The organism is Sphingopyxis sp., assembly GCF_035686825.1.
Lineage (GTDB): Bacteria > Pseudomonadota > Alphaproteobacteria > Sphingomonadales > Sphingomonadaceae > Sphingopyxis.
In genome coordinates, this window is record NZ_DASRYZ010000006.1 from 736,286 (window position 1) to 753,604 (window position 17,319).

General features: G+C 67.0%; 14 protein-coding genes. 4 read left to right on the plus strand and 10 right to left on the minus strand.

Annotation, left to right across the window (positions count from 1 at the left end):
* Positions 1 to 12: 12 nt before the first annotated feature.
* The 7 genes from VFG17_RS17005 to tpiA form a co-directional block, all read right to left on the minus strand.
* Positions 13 to 489: a glutathione peroxidase gene (locus VFG17_RS17005; protein ID WP_325030546.1), complete on the minus strand. Its 477-nt coding sequence runs from the start codon at positions 487 to 489 to the stop codon at positions 13 to 15.
* A 27-nt stretch (positions 490 to 516) separates the two neighbouring features.
* Positions 517 to 1,194 carry an ABC transporter ATP-binding protein gene (locus tag VFG17_RS17010; RefSeq protein ID WP_325030547.1) on the minus strand — a complete coding sequence of 226 codons (678 nt, stop codon included), beginning with the start codon at positions 1,192 to 1,194 and terminating at the stop codon, positions 517 to 519.
* Positions 1,187 to 2,437: a lipoprotein-releasing ABC transporter permease subunit gene (locus VFG17_RS17015; RefSeq protein WP_325030548.1), complete on the minus strand. Its 1,251-nt coding sequence runs from the start codon at positions 2,435 to 2,437 to the stop codon at positions 1,187 to 1,189. Before VFG17_RS17015 ends, VFG17_RS17010 begins: the two co-directional genes overlap by 8 nt.
* A 446-nt stretch (positions 2,438 to 2,883) precedes the next feature.
* Positions 2,884 to 3,567 (minus strand): Crp/Fnr family transcriptional regulator, encoded by a 684-nt coding sequence (locus VFG17_RS17020; RefSeq protein ID WP_325030549.1) that lies wholly within the window; start codon positions 3,565 to 3,567, stop codon positions 2,884 to 2,886.
* Between the two features lie 26 nt (positions 3,568 to 3,593).
* Positions 3,594 to 5,225, minus strand: a complete 1,632-nt coding sequence (locus VFG17_RS17025; protein WP_325030550.1) for a CTP synthase — start codon at positions 5,223 to 5,225, stop codon at positions 3,594 to 3,596.
* 106 nt (positions 5,226 to 5,331) lie between these two features.
* A complete protein-coding gene (secG, locus tag VFG17_RS17030; RefSeq protein WP_325030551.1) occupies positions 5,332 to 5,778 on the minus strand; it encodes a preprotein translocase subunit SecG in 447 nt (148 codons plus the stop codon).
* A gap of 170 nt (positions 5,779 to 5,948) precedes the next feature.
* The gene (tpiA, locus tag VFG17_RS17035) at positions 5,949 to 6,698 is read right to left on the minus strand and encodes a triose-phosphate isomerase (protein ID WP_325030552.1); all 750 of its coding nucleotides are present in this window, start codon (positions 6,696 to 6,698) and stop codon (positions 5,949 to 5,951) included.
* 179 nt (positions 6,699 to 6,877) lie between these two features.
* On the opposite strand from tpiA, the gene VFG17_RS17040 reads away from it, so the two are divergent.
* Together VFG17_RS17040 and trpE are read left to right on the plus strand one after the other, a co-directional pair.
* Positions 6,878 to 8,824, plus strand: a complete 1,947-nt coding sequence (locus VFG17_RS17040) for a peptidylprolyl isomerase (protein WP_325030553.1) — start codon at positions 6,878 to 6,880, stop codon at positions 8,822 to 8,824.
* Between the two features lie 2 nt (positions 8,825 to 8,826).
* The gene (gene trpE / locus VFG17_RS17045) at positions 8,827 to 10,344 is read left to right on the plus strand and encodes an anthranilate synthase component I (RefSeq protein WP_325030554.1); all 1,518 of its coding nucleotides are present in this window, start codon (positions 8,827 to 8,829) and stop codon (positions 10,342 to 10,344) included.
* A gap of 87 nt (positions 10,345 to 10,431) precedes the next feature.
* On the opposite strand, the gene VFG17_RS17050 is transcribed toward trpE, so the two are convergent.
* From VFG17_RS17050 to VFG17_RS17060, 3 genes are read right to left on the minus strand one after another with little or no spacing between them, the layout of a single operon-like run.
* A complete protein-coding gene (locus tag VFG17_RS17050) occupies positions 10,432 to 11,799 on the minus strand; it encodes a HAMP domain-containing sensor histidine kinase (RefSeq protein WP_325030555.1) in 1,368 nt (455 codons plus the stop codon).
* Positions 11,796 to 12,719, minus strand: a complete 924-nt coding sequence (locus VFG17_RS17055; protein ID WP_325030556.1) for a hypothetical protein — start codon at positions 12,717 to 12,719, stop codon at positions 11,796 to 11,798. Before VFG17_RS17055 ends, VFG17_RS17050 begins: the two co-directional genes overlap by 4 nt.
* Before the next feature lie 58 nt (positions 12,720 to 12,777).
* Positions 12,778 to 13,992 carry a hypothetical protein gene (locus VFG17_RS17060; RefSeq protein ID WP_325030557.1) on the minus strand — a complete coding sequence of 405 codons (1,215 nt, stop codon included), beginning with the start codon at positions 13,990 to 13,992 and terminating at the stop codon, positions 12,778 to 12,780.
* A gap of 256 nt (positions 13,993 to 14,248) precedes the next feature.
* Between VFG17_RS17060 and gyrA the strand changes: the two genes are divergently transcribed.
* Both gyrA and VFG17_RS17070 read left to right on the plus strand, forming a co-directional pair.
* Positions 14,249 to 16,969, plus strand: a complete 2,721-nt coding sequence (gyrA, locus tag VFG17_RS17065) for a DNA gyrase subunit A (RefSeq protein WP_325030746.1) — start codon at positions 14,249 to 14,251, stop codon at positions 16,967 to 16,969.
* The gene (locus tag VFG17_RS17070) at positions 16,966 to 17,277 is read left to right on the plus strand and encodes a DUF952 domain-containing protein (RefSeq protein ID WP_325030558.1); all 312 of its coding nucleotides are present in this window, start codon (positions 16,966 to 16,968) and stop codon (positions 17,275 to 17,277) included. The genes gyrA and VFG17_RS17070 overlap by 4 nt, the downstream gene beginning before the upstream one ends.
* Positions 17,278 to 17,319: the final 42 nt, after the last annotated feature.

The following is a 17,319-nucleotide window of genomic DNA, read 5'->3' on the forward strand; positions in this document are numbered from 1 at the left end:
TTCTGCCAAGGCCTAACCCAGCAGTTCCTCGATCTCTTTGCGCAATTGCTCGGGCTTCGTCGTCGGCGCGTGCCGTGACACCGTCTTGCCGTCGCGGTCGACGAGGAATTTGGTGAAGTTCCACTTGATCCCGCTGCCGAGCAGCCCCGATTTTTCCTTCTTCAAATGCTTGAAGATCGGATCGGCATCATCGCCGTTGACGTCGATCTTCGCCATCAAAGGAAAGCTGACATCATAGGTCAGCGAACAGAAATTCTTGATCTCTTCGGCATCACCCGGTTCCTGCGCGCCGAACTGGTTGCACGGAAACGCCAGTATCTCGAACCCGCGATCCTTATAGTCGCGGTACAGCTCTTCCAGCCCCTCATATTGCGGGGTGAAGCCGCATTTCGATGCGGTGTTGACGATCAGCAGCACCTTGCCGCGATAATCCGCAAGCGACTGCGTCCCGCCGCCGGGCAATTTCGCCGAAAGATCGTAAAGCGCCATAATCGGTCCCCTCCTGCCGGCGTCAGCCTACGCCTCGATATGCCCTTCGTGCAAGCGGAGCACGCGGTCCATCTTCGCCGCCAACCGCTCGTTATGCGTCGCGACGAGCGCCGCCGAGCCATGATCGCGCACAAGACCGACGAACTGGTCGAACACGCGGTCCGCCGTCGCCTCGTCGAGGTTGCCCGTCGGCTCGTCTGCGAGCACCAGCAAGGGCCGGTTCGCCAGCGCGCGCGCCACCGCGACACGCTGCTGCTCGCCGCCCGACAGCTTGCTCGGCTTGTGGTGCAATCGCTCGCCGAGCCCCAGCCGTCCGAGCAAATCGGCCGCGCGCTCTTCGGCATCCGCCTGCCCCGCGCCGCGAATGAGCTGCGGCAGCACGACATTCTCGATCGCGTTGAAATCGGGCAGCAAATGGTGGAACTGATAGACGAAGCCGATCTTCTCGCGCCGCGTCTTCGTCCGCTCGCCCTGCGCGAAGCGCGTGACATCCTCGCCGTCGATGCGGATCGTGCCGCCGAAGCCGCCTTCGAGAAGCCCGACCGCCTGCAGCATCGTCGACTTGCCCGATCCCGAGGGGCCGAGCAGTGCGACGATCTCGCCGCGGCGCAGCGACGCATTGACGCCGCGCAGCACCTCGATGGTGACGTCGCCCTGCGTGAAGCTGCGCTTCAGCTCGACCAGTTCCAGCGCGACATCATTCATAACGCAGCACCTGCACGGGGTCGGTATTCGCGGCCTTGTAGGCGGGATAGAGCGTCGCGAGGAAGCTGAACACGATCACCATGATCACGATCGCGGTGATCTCGACCGGGTCGGGCTTCGACGGCAATTCGGTCAGGAAGCGGATCGACGGATCCCACAAGGGCTGGCCGGTGAGGAATTCGACCCCGCGCAGCACGCCTTGCCGGAAATAGAGCAGCGCGAAGCCGACGATCAGTCCCGCGATCGTGCCCGCAATGCCGATCGACAGCCCGATCGCCATGAAGATGCGCATCACCGCGTCGCGCGGCGCGCCCATCGTCCGCAAAATCGCCATGTCGCGCGTCTTCGCGCGTACCAGCATGATCAACGACGAGATGATGTTGAACGACGCGACAAGGATGATCAGCGACAGGATGACGAACATCGCAACGCGCTCGATCGACAACGCCTCGAACAGGCTCGCGTTCATCGATCGCCAATCGGACACGACCGCTTTGGCTGCGAGCTTTTCGGCCAGCGGCTGCAATATCTCGCCAACCTTGTCGGGGTCCGTCACCTTGACCTCGATCATCTGCACCGCATCGCCGGTGAGGAGCAGCAACTGCGCATCCTCCATCGGCATGACGATATAGGCCTTGTCGAAATCATAGACGCCGATCTCGAAAATCGCCGACACGCGGTAGCTGATCTCACGCGGGACCGTCCCGAACGGCGTCGATCGGCCTTGCGGATTGATGATCGTCACGTTCGACCCGACCTGCGCCCCCAAATTGCGCGCCAGCTCGCTACCTATCGCGACGTTGCCCGAACCCGCCGTCAGGCTGTTCAGACTGCCTTGGAGCACCTTGCCGCCCAGCGTCTCGTTGCTCCGAATGTCGGGAACCGTCATGCCGCGCACGAGCACGCCTTCGACCCGCCCGCTGAAGGTTGCAAGCAGGGGCTGCTCGATCAGCGGCGTTGCCGAAGTGACCCCCGATGTCGCGCGCGCCTGCTTCAGCACCTCCTGCCAATCGTCGATCCGCCCGCCGAAACCCTGGACGACCGCATGGCCGTTCAGCCCGACGATCTTGTCGAACAGGTCGCTGCGCACGCCGTTCATCACGCTCATCACGATCACCAGCGCCGCGACGCCCAGCATCACCGCGGTGAAGCTGAACGCCGCCGCTACGAAGATGAACCCCTCGCCGCGCTGCGGAAGCAAATAGCGTTTGAAGATGGTGCGCTCGTACGGACGCAGGATCATGAAGCGATCGGCCTTTGCGGCGCATGGGCAGTTACACGCATAGCGCCGCTTTAGGCAGGTCAAACACCGCTGGCAATGGGCGCGAGCGAGACGCCAAACCCCAAATGATTATATGAATGTGTTGCCCATAGGTCACAGCGGCCCGCAAAATCGGGCCCAACTGGCCGTGAGAGGGTGACAAAGCGGCCCCCAAGACCTACCCCAAGGCTTCTGGTTCAACGCGGCCCAAAGGCCCGGCTCCAGGGAGTGCAGGCCTTTCGCCAGGCCTGCAACAAGGGGGATGGCGATGTTCGTCACAGGCGCCCGGGTCTCGCAAAACGAGGCCCGGGCGTTGTGATTCCGACGCGAAGCGTCGCCCCCGCGAAGGCGGGGGCCGTTGTCGGTTTACGCCGTCTATGCGGGATCAGGGCTCCAGCGCCCCCGCCTTCGCGGGGGCGACGGATAAACTACCCCTCGCTTTCGCTGATATCCTCCAACATCTCCGCATCGAGCACGCGCACGCGGCCCTGCTCAAGCGAGATCACCCCCGATTCCTCCCAGCTCTTGAGCTGGCGGTTGATATGCTCGCGGCTCATGCCCGCGAAATTGCCGAGTTCGGTCTGGCTCAGCTCGACGCGCTGCGACACCTCGACATCCTTGCGGATCAGCCGTTTCAGATAGCGCGCCAGCCGCGGGCCCGACGCATAGGCGCGGTCGCTCTCGATCGTCTGGTCGGCGGTGCGCAGCCGCCGTGCGAGCTGCTGCATCAGCGACCAGGTGAATTCGGGATGGCTTGCGGCGAAGTCCTTGAGCGCGTTGCGGCCGAGCTGGAGCGCGCTCCCCGCGCTCGTCGCGGTCACCGATGCGGTGCGCTCGCCGCCGTCGAGCAGCGCGATCTCGCCGAGCACCGCGCCGGGTTCGGCATAGGCGAGCACGATTTCGCGGCCGCCCGAGGTCAGCATCGACACGCGCGCGGTGCCTTCGGTCAGGATCAGCATCATGTCGCCCGGGTCGCCCTGGACGAGCAACTCCTTGCCCTTGACGAAATTGACCTGCACCGCGCGGCGCGCGATTTCGGCCCAATCCTCGATCGTCAGGCCGGAAAAGATGCTGTCGGGGCCCTGCAACTCGGCGAGTTTCGCGTGATCCATCTGCCCCTGCACCCCTTTACGTCGTTCTAAACCAGCCGGCTCTGCTTCACCGCCGCTTCGATGAATCCCGCGAACAAAGGATGCGGGTCGAACGGCTTCGACTTGAGTTCCGGGTGGAACTGCACCCCGATAAACCACGGATGGTCCGGGCGCTCAACGATTTCCGGCAGCATGCCGTCGGGCGACATGCCCGAAAAGACGAGCCCGCCCTTTTCGAGTTGCTCGCGATAGGCGCCGTTGACCTCGTAACGATGGCGGTGGCGCTCGCTGATGTCGTTGGCGCCATAGACGCTCGCGACATGGCTGTTCGGCGACAGCTTCGCTTCATAGGCGCCGAGGCGCATCGTTCCGCCCAGATCGGTATCGGCGCCGCGCTTCTGCAGGCCTTCGTCGCTCATCCATTCGGTGATCATGCCGACGACCGGCTCGCCCGTTGGCCCGAATTCGGTGCTCGACGCATCTTCGATGCCACTGGTGTTCCGCGCGCCCTCTATGCACGCCATCTGCATGCCGAGGCAGATGCCGAAGAAGGGCACGCCGCGTTCGCGCGCGAAGCGCACGCTCGAAATCTTGCCTTCGGACCCGCGCTCGCCGAAGCCGCCGGGGACGAGAATGCCGTGCATCGGCTCGAGATTGGCGGCGAGATCCTCGTCGCGCTCGAACATTTCGGCGTCGAGCCAGCGGATATTGACCTTGACCCGGTGCGCCATGCCGCCATGGACCAGTGCTTCGTTGAGCGACTTATACGCGTCGGGCAGCGACACATATTTGCCGACAACGCCGATCGTGACCTCGCCCTCGGGATGCTGCTTGCGGTCCATGATGTCGTACCAGCGCGTCAGATCGGGCGCGGGCGCGTCGTGAATACCGAAGGCGTGCAGCACTTCGCTGTCCAGCCCCTCGCCATGATATTGGACGGGGACCGAATAGATGCTGTCGGCGTCGAGCGCCGGGATCACGGCTTCCTTGCGGACGTTGCAGAATTGCGCGATTTTCGCGCGTTCGGTCTCGGGCAGCGGCTTTTCGCAGCGGCAGAGCAATATATCGGGCTGGACGCCCAATGACGCGAGTTCGCGCACGCTATGCTGCGTCGGCTTGGTCTTCAATTCGCCCGCGGCTGCGATGTACGGAACCAGCGTGACATGGACCGAGATCGCGTTTTCGCGTCCGACCTCGTTCTTGAGCTGGCGGATCGCCTCGATGAAGGGCAGCGATTCGATGTCGCCGACCGTGCCGCCAATCTCGCACAGCACGAAATCGAGATCGTCGGTCTCGGCGCGCGCGAATTCCTTGATCGCGTCGGTGACGTGCGGGACGACCTGCACCGTCGCGCCCAGATAGTCGCCGCGGCGTTCCTTGGCGATGATACCCTGATAGATGCGGCCCGAGGTGACATTGTCGCTCTGCCGCGCCGCAACGCCGGTGAAACGCTCGTAATGGCCGAGGTCGAGGTCCGTCTCCGCCCCGTCGTCGGTCACATAGACCTCGCCGTGCTGATAGGGCGACATCGTGCCCGGATCGACATTCAGATAGGGATCGAACTTCCGGATACGGACGCGATAGCCACGCGCCTGCAACAAGGCTGCGAGGCTAGCTGCCATCAAACCTTTGCCAAGCGAGGAGACCACGCCGCCGGTGATAAAAATGAACCGCGCCATGGGAGGAAAGACTTACTCAACGGGAGGGGGACGGCGCAAGCCGTCGAATCGCGCGCACGGAAAATATTTCCGCCGTGCGGGTTGGGTCGGAGGCCGAAGCCGCCGGTTATTTCTTGGCGGGGGGTGCCTGCGCCGGTGCCGGAGCGGCTTCCTGGCTTGCCGCCGCGGCGGCCGCAGCCGCCAGCGGATCGTCGCTCGCCGGGGCCGGCGCCGCATTTGCGGGCGCCTGCTGCGCCGGGCCGGTCAGCGACGAGGAGGGGGCCGCACCGCTCGTCTGCGCCGATTTCGACAGCGAGGTGTCGATCGTCGACCCGCTGCGGCCGACCGAGGCCATCGCCGCGAGCAGGATCGACAGCGCGACGAACGCCGTCGCGAGGACCGTTGTCGCGCGAGTCATGAAGTCCGCCGCGCCGCGCGCCGACAGCAGGCCCGCGGGGCTGCCGCCGACGCCCAGACCGCCACCTTCGGACTTCTGCATCAGGATGACGCCGATCATCACCGCGGCGACGAGCGCCTGCAGGACGAGTATGAAGGTGAAAAGGCTGGACATCATGATTTCCCGAACTTGCGCGGCCTCACACGGACCGCGCACGCGGCGCACATAGAGATGAAGCGGCTTCGCTTCAACCCATACCTAATCGTCGCCCCCGCGAAGGCGGGGGCCGCTGGAGAGGTTCGCTAGGTCGATTGCGGCCCCCGCCTTCGCGGGGGCGACGGAATTGATCAACCCAACTCCGTTGCAGCCGCCACGATCGGCACGAACTTCGCTGCCGTCAGGCTCGCTCCACCGACCAGCGCGCCGTCGACATCGCCCGCGCCGAGCAGCTCGGCCGCATTGTCGCCATTGACCGATCCGCCATAAAGAATGCGCATTTGCTCGGCGGCGTCTCCGAAACGCGCCGCGAGCGCGCCGCGGATCGCGCCGTGCATCGCCGCCACATCGGCCACGGTGGGAACCAGCCCCGTCCCGATCGCCCAGATAGGCTCATATGCGATGGCAAGGCGCTGCGCATCGAAAGCGTCGGGCACCGAATCCGCGATCTGCGCCAGCACATAGTCGATCGCCCCGCCCGATTCGCGCACGTCGCGCGGCTCGCCGACACAAAGGATCACAGACAATCCGGCGGCCAGTCCGGCTTCGGCCTTGCCGCGTACCTCGACGTCGCTTTCGCCGAAGCCTTCGCGCCGTTCGCTATGCCCGACGATCACGACGCGCGCGCCGATGTCGGCGAGCATCGGCGCCGCGACCGACCCGGTGAAGGCGCCTGAAGCCGCGCTGTGGCAATCCTGCCCGCCGACCACGCCGCCCGGCGCCGCCGCAACCATCGGCCCGATCAGCGTGAAGGGCGGACAGAGTGCGACATCGACGCCCGGATGATCCGCCGCCGCGGCGAAGATCGCCTGCGCCTCGGCGAGCGAGCCCGACAATCCGTTCATCTTCCAGTTGCCGACCACATATTTGCGACGCGTCATCTATTCGCCTCTCCGACTATTCAAACCTTGCCATCGCCCCTAGCGGCGCGCGGGCGGCATAGGCAAGACGCGTCACACGCCCACGAAAACCCCTTCCAGCCTTGATACCGCACCGCCGCGCCTCTAAAGCAGCGCGCAATCGCGCTTACCCGCGCCCTGCCGGAAAGAATGCCCGCTTCATGATCACCGCCATTCGCGCCATGTTTTCCTCGACGATCGGCAAATTCCTCGCCCTCGCCTTCGTCGTGCTCGTCGGGGTCGCCTTTGCGCTCAGCGACGTCACCGGCAACTCGACCTTCGGCGGGATCGGCGGCGCCAATGTCGCGAAGGTCGGCAGTGAGAATATCGGTGTCGGCGAACTGCGCGAGCGCGTCCGTCAGACCTATAATCAGGCGCGGCAGGACCAGCCCGGGCTGACGATGGCCGCCTTCGTCGAATCGGGCGGGCTCGACCAGGTGCTCGATCAGCTCGTCGAAGGATCGGCCTTCGACCAGTTCGCGACCGAATTGGGTTTCGGCGTCAGCAAGCGGCTGATCGACGGCCGCATCGCCGACCTGCCCGCGTTCGCCGGGGTGTCGGGCAAGTTCGACCAGACGGTGTTCGAGAATTTCCTGCGCCAGAACGGGATCAGCGAGGCGCAGCTGCGCCGCGACCTGCGCCAGCAGCTCCTGGTCGAACAGCTCGCCGCGCCGATCGCCCAGATGCCGCGCATCGCGCTCGGCATGGCGCAGCCCTATGCCGCGCTGCTCCTCGAACAGCGTCGCGGTCAGGCGACCTTCATTCCCGCCAGCCCCTTCGCGCCGACCGCCGACCCCGGCGACGCGGCGCTCCAGACCTTCCTGTCGCAGAACAAGGCGAAGTTCACCGTGCCCGAACGCCGAGTGGTCCAATACGCGCTGTTCGACCGCGCCGCGGTTCCCGTTCCCGCGGTCACCGACGCCGAAATCGCCAAGGTCTACAAGGACAATGCCGCGCAATATGCCGCAAGCGAAACGCGCCGCTTCGCGCAGGTAATCCTCCCCGACCAGGCGGCAGCGAACGCGCTCGCCGCGAAGGTGCGCGGCGGCACCTCGCTCGCCGCGGCGGCGCAGGCGGCGGGGCTTTCGGCCTCGACCACCGGCGACCTGACCGAATCGGCCTATGCCGCGACGACGACCGCCGCCGCCGCGAAGGCCGCTTTCGCGGCGCAGCGCGGCGATGTGGTCGGGCCGACGCAGACCGGCCTCGGCTGGACCGTCGCGCGCGTCGAGGATGTCACCGCCAAGCCCGCGCGCACCCTCGCTCAGGCAAGCGAAGAGATCCGCACCGAACTCGCCAAGAACAAGGCGAACGAAGCGATCGTCGATTATTACAACGCGATTCAGGATGCCGTGAACGGCAGCGCTTCGGTCGAGGAAATCGCCGCCGACCGCAAGCTCCAGCTCGTCGAAACCCCCGCGCTGCTGCCGAGCGGCCGCGCGCCCGGCCAGCCCGCTTTCGTGCCCGCGCCCGAACTCGCTCCGCTCGTCGCGCAGGCGTTCCAGGCCGCGGGCGAAGGCGAAGGCCATATCGCGACGATCGTCGAGAATGAGAAATTCGCCGTCTACGCGGTGAAGTCGATCGTCGCCGCGGCGCCGCCGCCCTTCGCGCAGATCCGCGCCGACCTGCTCAGCGAATGGCGTTTTGCCGAAGGGCAGAAAGTCGCCCGCGACAAGGCGCGCGCGATCGTGAAAGCGGTCGAGGGCGGCAAGAGCCTCAATGAAGCGGTTGCCGCGGCGGGGCCGAACATCGGCAGCGTGCAGGCGATCGGCGGCCGCCGAGCCGAGCTTGGCGCCGACGGCAAGCCCGTTCCGCCCGAACTCGCCCTCCTTTTCTCGATGGCGAAGAACAGCGTCAAGACGCTCGAAATCCCGGGCAATCGCGGCTGGATGGTCATCGCGCTCAACGACGTGCAGCGTCCCGATCCGAAAGCGATCGAGCCGCAACGCGTCGCCGCGATCGCCCAGCCGCTCGCCCCCGCTTTCGGCAACGAGCTGATCGAACAGCTTGCCGCCGAGGCGAAGCGCCGCGTCGGCGTGACGATCAACAAGGATCTCGTCGCCCAGCTGCGCGCCGAACTCACCGGCAACGCGCCGGTCGTCGAATAAGGGTGAGCCTCGAAGGAAGAGCCGCGGCGCTCGAGGCGCTGGCGCGGGGCCGCGGCGCGGTCGTCTGGCAGCGCCTCATCGCCGACGTCGAAACCCCCGTCTCGGCGGCGCTCAAGCTCATCGAGCCGGGCCGCGGCGACTGGGTCCTCGAATCGGTCGAAAGCGGCGAGACGCGCGGACGCTACAGCCTGATCGGGCTCGACCCCGACCTGATGTTCGAGGTCAAAGGCGACGCCGCGCGGATCAACCGCGACTGGCGCCGCGACCGCACCGCTTTCGCGCCGCTCGAAACCGGCGCGCTGCAGGCGCTTCGCGACCTCGTCGCCGAATGCCGCTTCGACGTGCCCGAGGGGCTGCCGAAGGCGCTCGCGACGCTCGTCGGCTTCTTCGCCTATGAAACGATCGGCCTCGTCGAGCGCATCCCGCGCGCGCCGGGGGCGGGCCTCGGCCTGCCCGACATGATATTCGTGCGCCCGACGGTGATCCTCGTCTTCGACCGCCTCGCCGACGAACTGTTCCTGATCGCGCCGATCTGGCCCGACGCCAAGGGCGCGATCGACCGGATGATCGACGCCGCGCAGGATCGTCTCGAAACCATCGCCGCGCGCCTGTCGAGCGCCAGCGCGCACGCCGATCGCGCGGCGACCGCTACGCTGCCCGAGGCGATCGCGGCGAACCCCGCCACCACGCCGGCGCATTTCGCCGACATGGTCGCGGCGGCGAAGGATTATATCGCCGCCGGCGACATTTTTCAGGTCGTGCTGTCGCAGCGCTTCTCGACCCCCTTCGACCTGCCGCCCTTCGACCTCTATCGCGCGCTCCGCCGCGTGAACCCTTCGCCCTTCCTCTATTTCCTCGACCTGCCCGGCTTCGCGCTGATCGGCTCGTCGCCCGAGATCCTCGTCCGGGTGCGCGACGGCGAGATCACGATCCGCCCGATCGCCGGCACCCGCCCGCGCGGGCGCACGAGCGCCGAGGACGCCGAAAATCGCGAGAGCCTGCTCGCCGACCCCAAGGAGCGCGCCGAACATCTGATGCTGCTCGACCTCGGCCGCAACGACGTCGGCCGCGCGGCGATCGGCGGCAGCGTGACGGTCACCGACAGCTATACGGTCGAATTCTACAGCCACGTCATGCACATCGTCTCGAACGTCATCGGCCGCATCGCGCCGGGCAAGGATGCGATCGACGCGCTGTTCGCGGGCTTCCCCGCGGGCACGGTGAGCGGCGCGCCTAAAGTGCGCGCCTGCCAGATCATCGCTGAACTCGAAGCCGACGCGCGCGGGCCTTACGCCGGCGGCGTCGGCTATTTCGCGCCCGACGGCAATATGGACAGCTGCATCGTGCTGCGCACCGCGATCGTCAAGGACGGCGAAATGCACGTTCAGGCCGGCGCGGGCATCGTCGCCGACAGCGACCCCGCCTATGAACAGCGCGAGTGCGAGGCCAAGGCCGGCGCGCTGTTCGCGGCGGCACGCGAGGCAGTGCGGTTGGCGGGCACGCCGGGATATGGGCAATAGGGCGCGGGCGGATAATTTGAACCCGCAATCGGCCTTGCGCACCCGTTCCAGCGGCCCCCGCCTTCGCGGGGGCGACGGATCAGCTGCTCAACCGCCATCCCGTGCCGGCAGGCTCAGGGTAAAGCGCGCCCCCTGCCCCGGCGCGCTGTCGACCGTCAGGTCACCGTCCATCGCACGCGCCAGCCGGCGGGCGATGTAAAGCCCCAGTCCCGATCCGCCGCTGTCGGTGCGCCCGAGCCGTTCGAATTTCTCGAACACCACCGCCTGCTGTTCGGCGTCGATCCCCTGCCCCTGATCGGCAACGGTCACCGTCGCGCGGTCGTCTTCGCGGTCGACGCGGATCCATATCTGCGAATTTTCGGGCGAATAGCGGATCGCATTGCCGAGCAGGTTGAGCAGCACCTGCAGCACGCGGCGGAACTCGCCAAAAGCCGGCGCCCGGTCGTCGGTGCGCGGCGCGTCGATGCGAATACCCTTTTCCTCGGCCTTCATGCCGAGCAGGCCCACCGCGCGGCGGGCGAGATCGCCCAGATCGATTTCGTCGCGCGCCGCCTTGAACCCGGGACGTTCGATATTCTGCAGGTCGGCGAGGTCGTCGACGAGGCCGAGCAGATGCCGCCCCGCATGCGCGATGTCGCCGGCGTAGCGCGCATAATCGGCGCGGATCGGCCCGTCGAATTGCCCCGAAATCGTCTCCGCCGTCGCAATGATGCGGCTCAATGGCCCGCGCAGCGCGCCGTCGATGCGGCGGCCGAACTGCGGATCCGACAGCGGCAGCGATCCGAACGCGGGATCGACGAGCGCGCCCGTCTTTTGTTCGCCCCCCGATGGCACTTCGGCGACGACCGCGCTCCCGCGAAAGCCGGTGAAGCGCCCGGTCGCGTCGAACAGCGCTTCTCCGGCAAGCTCCATCGCCATCTTCGCGGCGCGGACACGCTGGCCGTCGAACCGCGCCTGCCGCGCCAGACCGCGCAGCACTGGGAAACGGCCGTCGTCGTCGGGTTGCAGTTCGAACAGTTCGGAAAGCGAGCGCCCTTCCCAGCCTTCGGGGACCGGCGGGGCATCGGGCGCAGCGCGCAGCGCGACGATACGCAGCTGCTGGTCGCATTCCCATGCCCAGCTTTGGGGAACCACAGCCCCTTCGGCAATCGCCGGTGTCTGCGGCTGGACCAGCGGCCGCGCGCGCCAGTCGGTGATCTCGAGGCTCGCGCCGTCGGCGTCGGGGGTGATGCGGACGAGCGCGTGGATGTCGCTATGATCGTCGGCGGCGTAGAGCGGCCGGCTGATATCGCGGTGCAATCGCTGCGCGAGCGTGACGAGGCGCGCGAGATGCGGCAGCGCGAGCGGCTTGTCGAGTCCCGCGCCCGCGCGCTGTTGCAGGCGCAGCAGCGGCGCGTCGGCGCTGACCAGCGCGCCCGACCGGTCGATGCGGCCGCGGATGACGCGCTCGTTCACCGTGCGGGCCCCGCGGTTGGAAATTCGTCCTGGTCGGCGTCGCTCACCGCGCGCGCCGGCAGCATCGCCAGCGAGGCTTCGATCGGCGCCAGCGCCATATGATCGAGCCGCAGCGGCGCGAACAGCGAGGGCAGCGCCGCGCTCTCGGCGGTCAACAGCGCGAGCGCCATGTCGTCGTAGCCGCGGCGATGCGCGGCGGCCGCGAGCGCGATCAGCACCGGCCAGTCGTGCCGCGCGATCGCGGACGCCGCGGCATCGGCCGCATCGGCGCCCAGCACGGCATAATAGGCGCGGCCCGCCTCGGCGATTCCGCTTTCCGCCGCCTGGCGGTCGGTTTCGGCGCGAACCGCGTCGCCCAATCGGGCGGCGCGCTTGGCGTCCTTGCTCACTTCGGCAAGGCGCCAAGCCGCGATATCGAGCAGCAGCGCCCGGAAAATCTCGCCATCGAGGTCGGGAATCGCGATCGCCGGATTGCCGAGCGCGTCGAACCGGCGGCGGTCGGCGATCTGCACCGCCAGATAGGCGCGGGCGACATCGGAAAGTTCTTCTCCGATAACAGGGCTCTCGTCATTCCCCGCTTCGGGCTCGGACAGCAGCGGGGGGGGACTGCTGCGCTGCGCCGATTGTTCGCGCCAGCGATGCTCCTCGGCGCGCGCGAAGCAGACGCCGGCGATGCGCGTGGCGGAGGGCAATCCCCTGCGCAGCCATTCGTTCCACAATGCGGCGGGGTCGATAGCGGGATCGAGCCGCGCCGCGACGTCGATGACCATCCGCCGCGCGATCCCCAGCGACAAGGCGCGCTGCTCCTCGGTCAACCGGCCCGCGGCAGGCGCGGCCAGATAATCCGCCATTTCGCGCAGGCGCGCCGACAGCGTCGGCGACGGCGGGTCGATGCCGGGGGAGAGGATCGATTCACTCATGCGCGTCCGCCAATATCAGCATGACGTTAATAGGCCTTAAACCTTGAAGGCGGTTGTTTTACCGCGCCTCCGGGCGGCGCGCGAGGCGGAGCCAGAGCAGGGTCTGGAGCAGCGCGAGCAGCGGCAGGACCGCGAACATCAGCGGGGCAAAGCCGAACAGCAGCGCGGGCGCGAGCAAGATCCACGCCTCGTCGGCATCGGGCAGCAGCCAGTGAAAGCGCCGCCGCTCGCCCGAATCCTCGTAAAGCACGCGCGCGAGCAAGATCGTCGCGGCGAGGCACGGCGCGAGCGCGGCCTCCGAAAAGGGCGGCATCTCCTTTCCCGGCCCGGCGAGCGACAGCAGCCAGGGAAAGACCGCGAGCAACACCCATGCAAAGGTGCGAATGACGTCACGCGCGCGGTCCTGCGCCGCGCTTTCGGCGCGGAACGCCGACAGGAAACGCATCGCCGCCAGCCCCAGCCCGCCGAGGACCGCTACGAGCGCCCCCGCCGCCGCGAGACCACTCGTGGCCAGCAGCGCAACTGCCAACCATAGCAGCGCGGTGACATACGGCAGATAGCGTGCGGTTGCCGGCGATTTGACGAGCAGCGGCCCCGCGAGCCGGATGACCGGCATCATGATCGCCGACCGCCCGAGCCCCATGCCGCCATATTCGACCTGTTGCAGGCTCGATTGCTCGATCAGCGCCGCGGTCGGGCGATCGACGACGATCGCGATCTCGCCCTGTTCGAACAGCGCCGGCTCGCAATAGAGCCGCCGCGCTCCGGCCTGCACCGCGAGACGCAGCAAGGTCAGCATCATGTCCCATTCGCCCGGCATGCCTGCGAGTTCGGCGACCATCGGCTGCGAGATCGAGGCGAGCCCGCCCCAGCGCCGCGTCGCATCGATCCGCTCGAAGGCCTGCGTCAGCATCGTGTCGCCGGTGACGAGGATCGCGGGCGATCCGGGCCTCGCGATCGCCGCATAATGGGTGCCGCTCGCGCGCAGGCCATCGGCGACGAGGATGATCCGGTCGTCGGCCTCGACCAGCGGCACGAGGTCGCTTGCCGTTCGCACCGGGGTCACCTTGATCCCGCGGCGGCGAATGCGGTCGCAGGTCGCGAGCAGTTCGGCGGGGACCGCGGCGACCGCGACCGCGATATGCGTCACCCCGACATCGGCGAGCCGCACCGCCTGACGCTCGAACAGCGTCTCGCCGGCGACGGTGACGAGCGCGCGCAGCGACCCGTCGGGCAGCGTTTCGGAAGCGCCGACCAGCGCGATCAGGGCCATCGGCGCCAGCTTTTCTCGGCAGCGGTCATCGCGGTGAAGCTTTAGGGCCGGCGAAGCGATTGGCAAGCCCCGCGATGCGCCGCGATGACGTCACGCCTTCACCTTGTTTTCCCGCGCCTTCGTCACCGTTTTCGCATGTAAAAAAATCCCGGCAAAGCGACCGAATCGCTGGTCTTTCCTGCCCCCATCGGCTAGACCAAATCCATCTCCCGAAAGAGCAGAAAAAGGCCGGGTCTTGACCGAAGAAAATACGCCTATGCAGCCGTCCGACGACGGCGTTTCGCCGATCAATATCGTCGACGAAATGAAGACGTCCTACCTCGATTACGCGATGAGCGTGATCGTCAGCCGCGCGCTCCCCGACGTGCGCGACGGGCTGAAGCCGGTGCACCGCCGCATCCTCTACGCGGCGCAGGAAGGCGGCTTCATTCCGGGCCGCCCGTACAAGAAATCGGCGAAGATCGTCGGCGACGTGATGGGTAATTATCACCCGCACGGCGACAGCGCGATCTATGACGCGCTCGCGCGCATGACGCAGGACTGGTCGCTGCGCGTACCGCTGATCGACGGTCAGGGCAATTTCGGCTCGATGGACCCCGATCCGCCGGCGTCGATGCGTTACACCGAAGCGCGCCTCGCCAAGACCGCGATGGTGCTGCTGAACGATCTCGACAAGGACACGGTCGACTTCCAGCCCAATTATGACGCGAGCCGCGACGAGCCGACGGTGCTCCCGGCGCGCTTCCCCAACCTGCTCGTCAACGGCGCCGGCGGCATCGCGGTCGGCATGGCGACAAACATCCCGCCGCACAATCTGGGCGAAGTCATCGACGCGACGCTTGCGATGATCGACCGCCAGCTCGAAGGCGGCCCGCCGGTCACGCTCGAGGAGTTGATGGCGATCGTCCCCGGTCCCGACTTCCCGACCGGCGCGATGATGCTCGGCCAGGGCGGCGCACGCAATGCCTATGCCACCGGACGCGGCTCGATCATGATGCGCGCGACGCACATCATCGAGGAAGGCAGGAACGACCGCCAATCGATTGTTCTGACGTCGATTCCGTTCCAGGTCGGCAAGTCGGGCCTCGTCGAGAAGATCGCCGAGGCGGCGCGCGACAAGCGCATCGAGGGCGTCGCCGACATCCGCGACGAATCGAACCGCGAGGGCGTGCGCGTCGTCATCGAGCTGAAACGCGACGCGACCGCCGAAGTCGTCCTGAACCAGCTCTGGCGCCACACCCCGGCGCAGTCGAGCTTCCCCGCCAACATGCTCGCGATCCGCGGCGGCCGTCCCGAAATGCTGGGGCTGCAGGACATCCTCACGGCGTTCATCGCCTTCCGCGAGGAAGTCATCACCCGCCGCTGCAAGTTCGAACTCGCCAAGGCGCGTGACCGCGCGCATATCTTGCTCGGTCTCGTCGTCGCGGTGTCGAACCTTGACGAAGTCGTCCGCATCATCCGTGGTTCGCCTTCCCCCGCCGCCGCCCGTGAAGCCCTGCTCGCGCGCGAATGGCCGATCGGCGAAATCGCGCCCTATATCCGCCTCGTCGAAGCGATCGAGGGCGAGATGGAAGAAAGCGCCACCTATCGCCTCTCCGAAGTGCAGGTAAAGGCGATCCTCGACCTGCGCCTCCATCGCCTCACCGCGCTCGGCCGCGATGAAATCGGCAAGGAACTCGGTGAGTTGGCGGCCGAGATTGAGGAACTACTTTCGATCCTCGCCGACCGCGTCAAACTCTATGGCGTGATGCGCGAGGAACTCGTCGCGGTGCGCGACGAATTCGCGACCCCGCGCAAGACGCTCGTCGCTCCCGCCGCCGACGGCATCGACGATGAGGATCTGATCGAGCGCGAGGAGATGGTCGTCACGGTCACCCTCGACGGCTATATCAAGCGCACCCCGCTCGACACCTTCCGCGCCCAGCGCCGCGGCGGCAAGGGCCGCGCCGGCATGGCGACGAAGGACGAGGATGTCGTCACCGAGCTGTTCGTCACCTCGACGCACACGCCCGTCCTCTTCTTCTCGACCGCGGGCAAGGTCTACCGCATGAAGGTGTGGCGCCTGCCCGAAGGCGGGCCCGCGACGCGCGGCCGCCCGATGATCAACCTGCTGCCGCTCGCGCAGGGCGAGACGATCTCGACCGTACTCCCGCTGCCCGAGGACGAGGCCGAATGGGGCAAGCTGCACGTCATGTTCGCAACCGCGAAGGGCAGCGTGCGTCGTAACAGCATGGACGCCTTCACCAACGTGCCCTCGAACGGCAAGATCGCGATGAAGTTCGAGGGCGACGACGAGGACGACCGCCTGATCGGCGTCGCGCTGCTCGACGAAAGCGACGATGTGCTGCTCGCAACGAGCCAGGGCAAGGCGATCCGCTTCGCCGGCGACGACGTTCGCGAGTTCCAGAGCCGCAATTCGACCGGCGTGCGCGGCATGCGCCTCGCCGACGGCGACGCGGTCATCTCGCTGTCGATCCTCCACCGCGTCGGCACCAGCAGCGAGGAACGCGAAGCTTATTTGCGCGCCGCGCCGTGGAAGGACAATGAAAACGAACCGACGCTGCCTGGCGACCGCATGGCGGAACTCGCCGGGCGCGAACAGTTCATCCTCACCGTCTGCGCCAACGGCTATGGCAAACTGTCATCGGCCTATGAATATCGCCGCACCGGCCGCGGCGGTCAGGGGATCACCAACATCGACAACATCGGCCGCAACGGCCCGGTGGTCGCGAGCTTCCCCGCCACCAAGGTCCATCAGCTGATGCTCGTGACCGACCAGGCAAAGCTCATTCGGATGGGCCTCGATTCGATGCGGGTCATCGGTCGCGGCAGCGCCGGCGTGCGCCTGTTCGACGTCGCCAAGGACGAGCATGTCGTCTCGGCGGCGCTGATCGAGGAAAGCGACGAGGAAGACGTCGAAGGCGAAGCGGGCGTAGCACCCGAATCCGAAACCCCGACCGAGGCAGCGCCCGAATGACCGCATCGACGGCCTTCAAGGTGCTGACCCAGCAGCAATGGGCCGATTTCGAGCGCGAGCGCGTCTTCCGCGGCGCGCCGGTGGATATCGCCGACGGCTATATCCACCTGTCGACCGCCGATCAGCTCGAGGCGACGATCGCCAAATATTTCGCCGACCAGACCGGCCTGATGATCGCCGAGGTGGACCTCGTCCTCCTCGGCGACGCCATCCGCTGGGAACCCGCGCGCGGCGGCGACCTCTTCCCGCACATCTACGCCGAACTCCCGATCCATGCGGTCGTGAGCCTCCAGAAGCGCGACTGCTGACAGCCGCATCTTGCTTCGTGCGCTGAAATTCCCCACCATCGT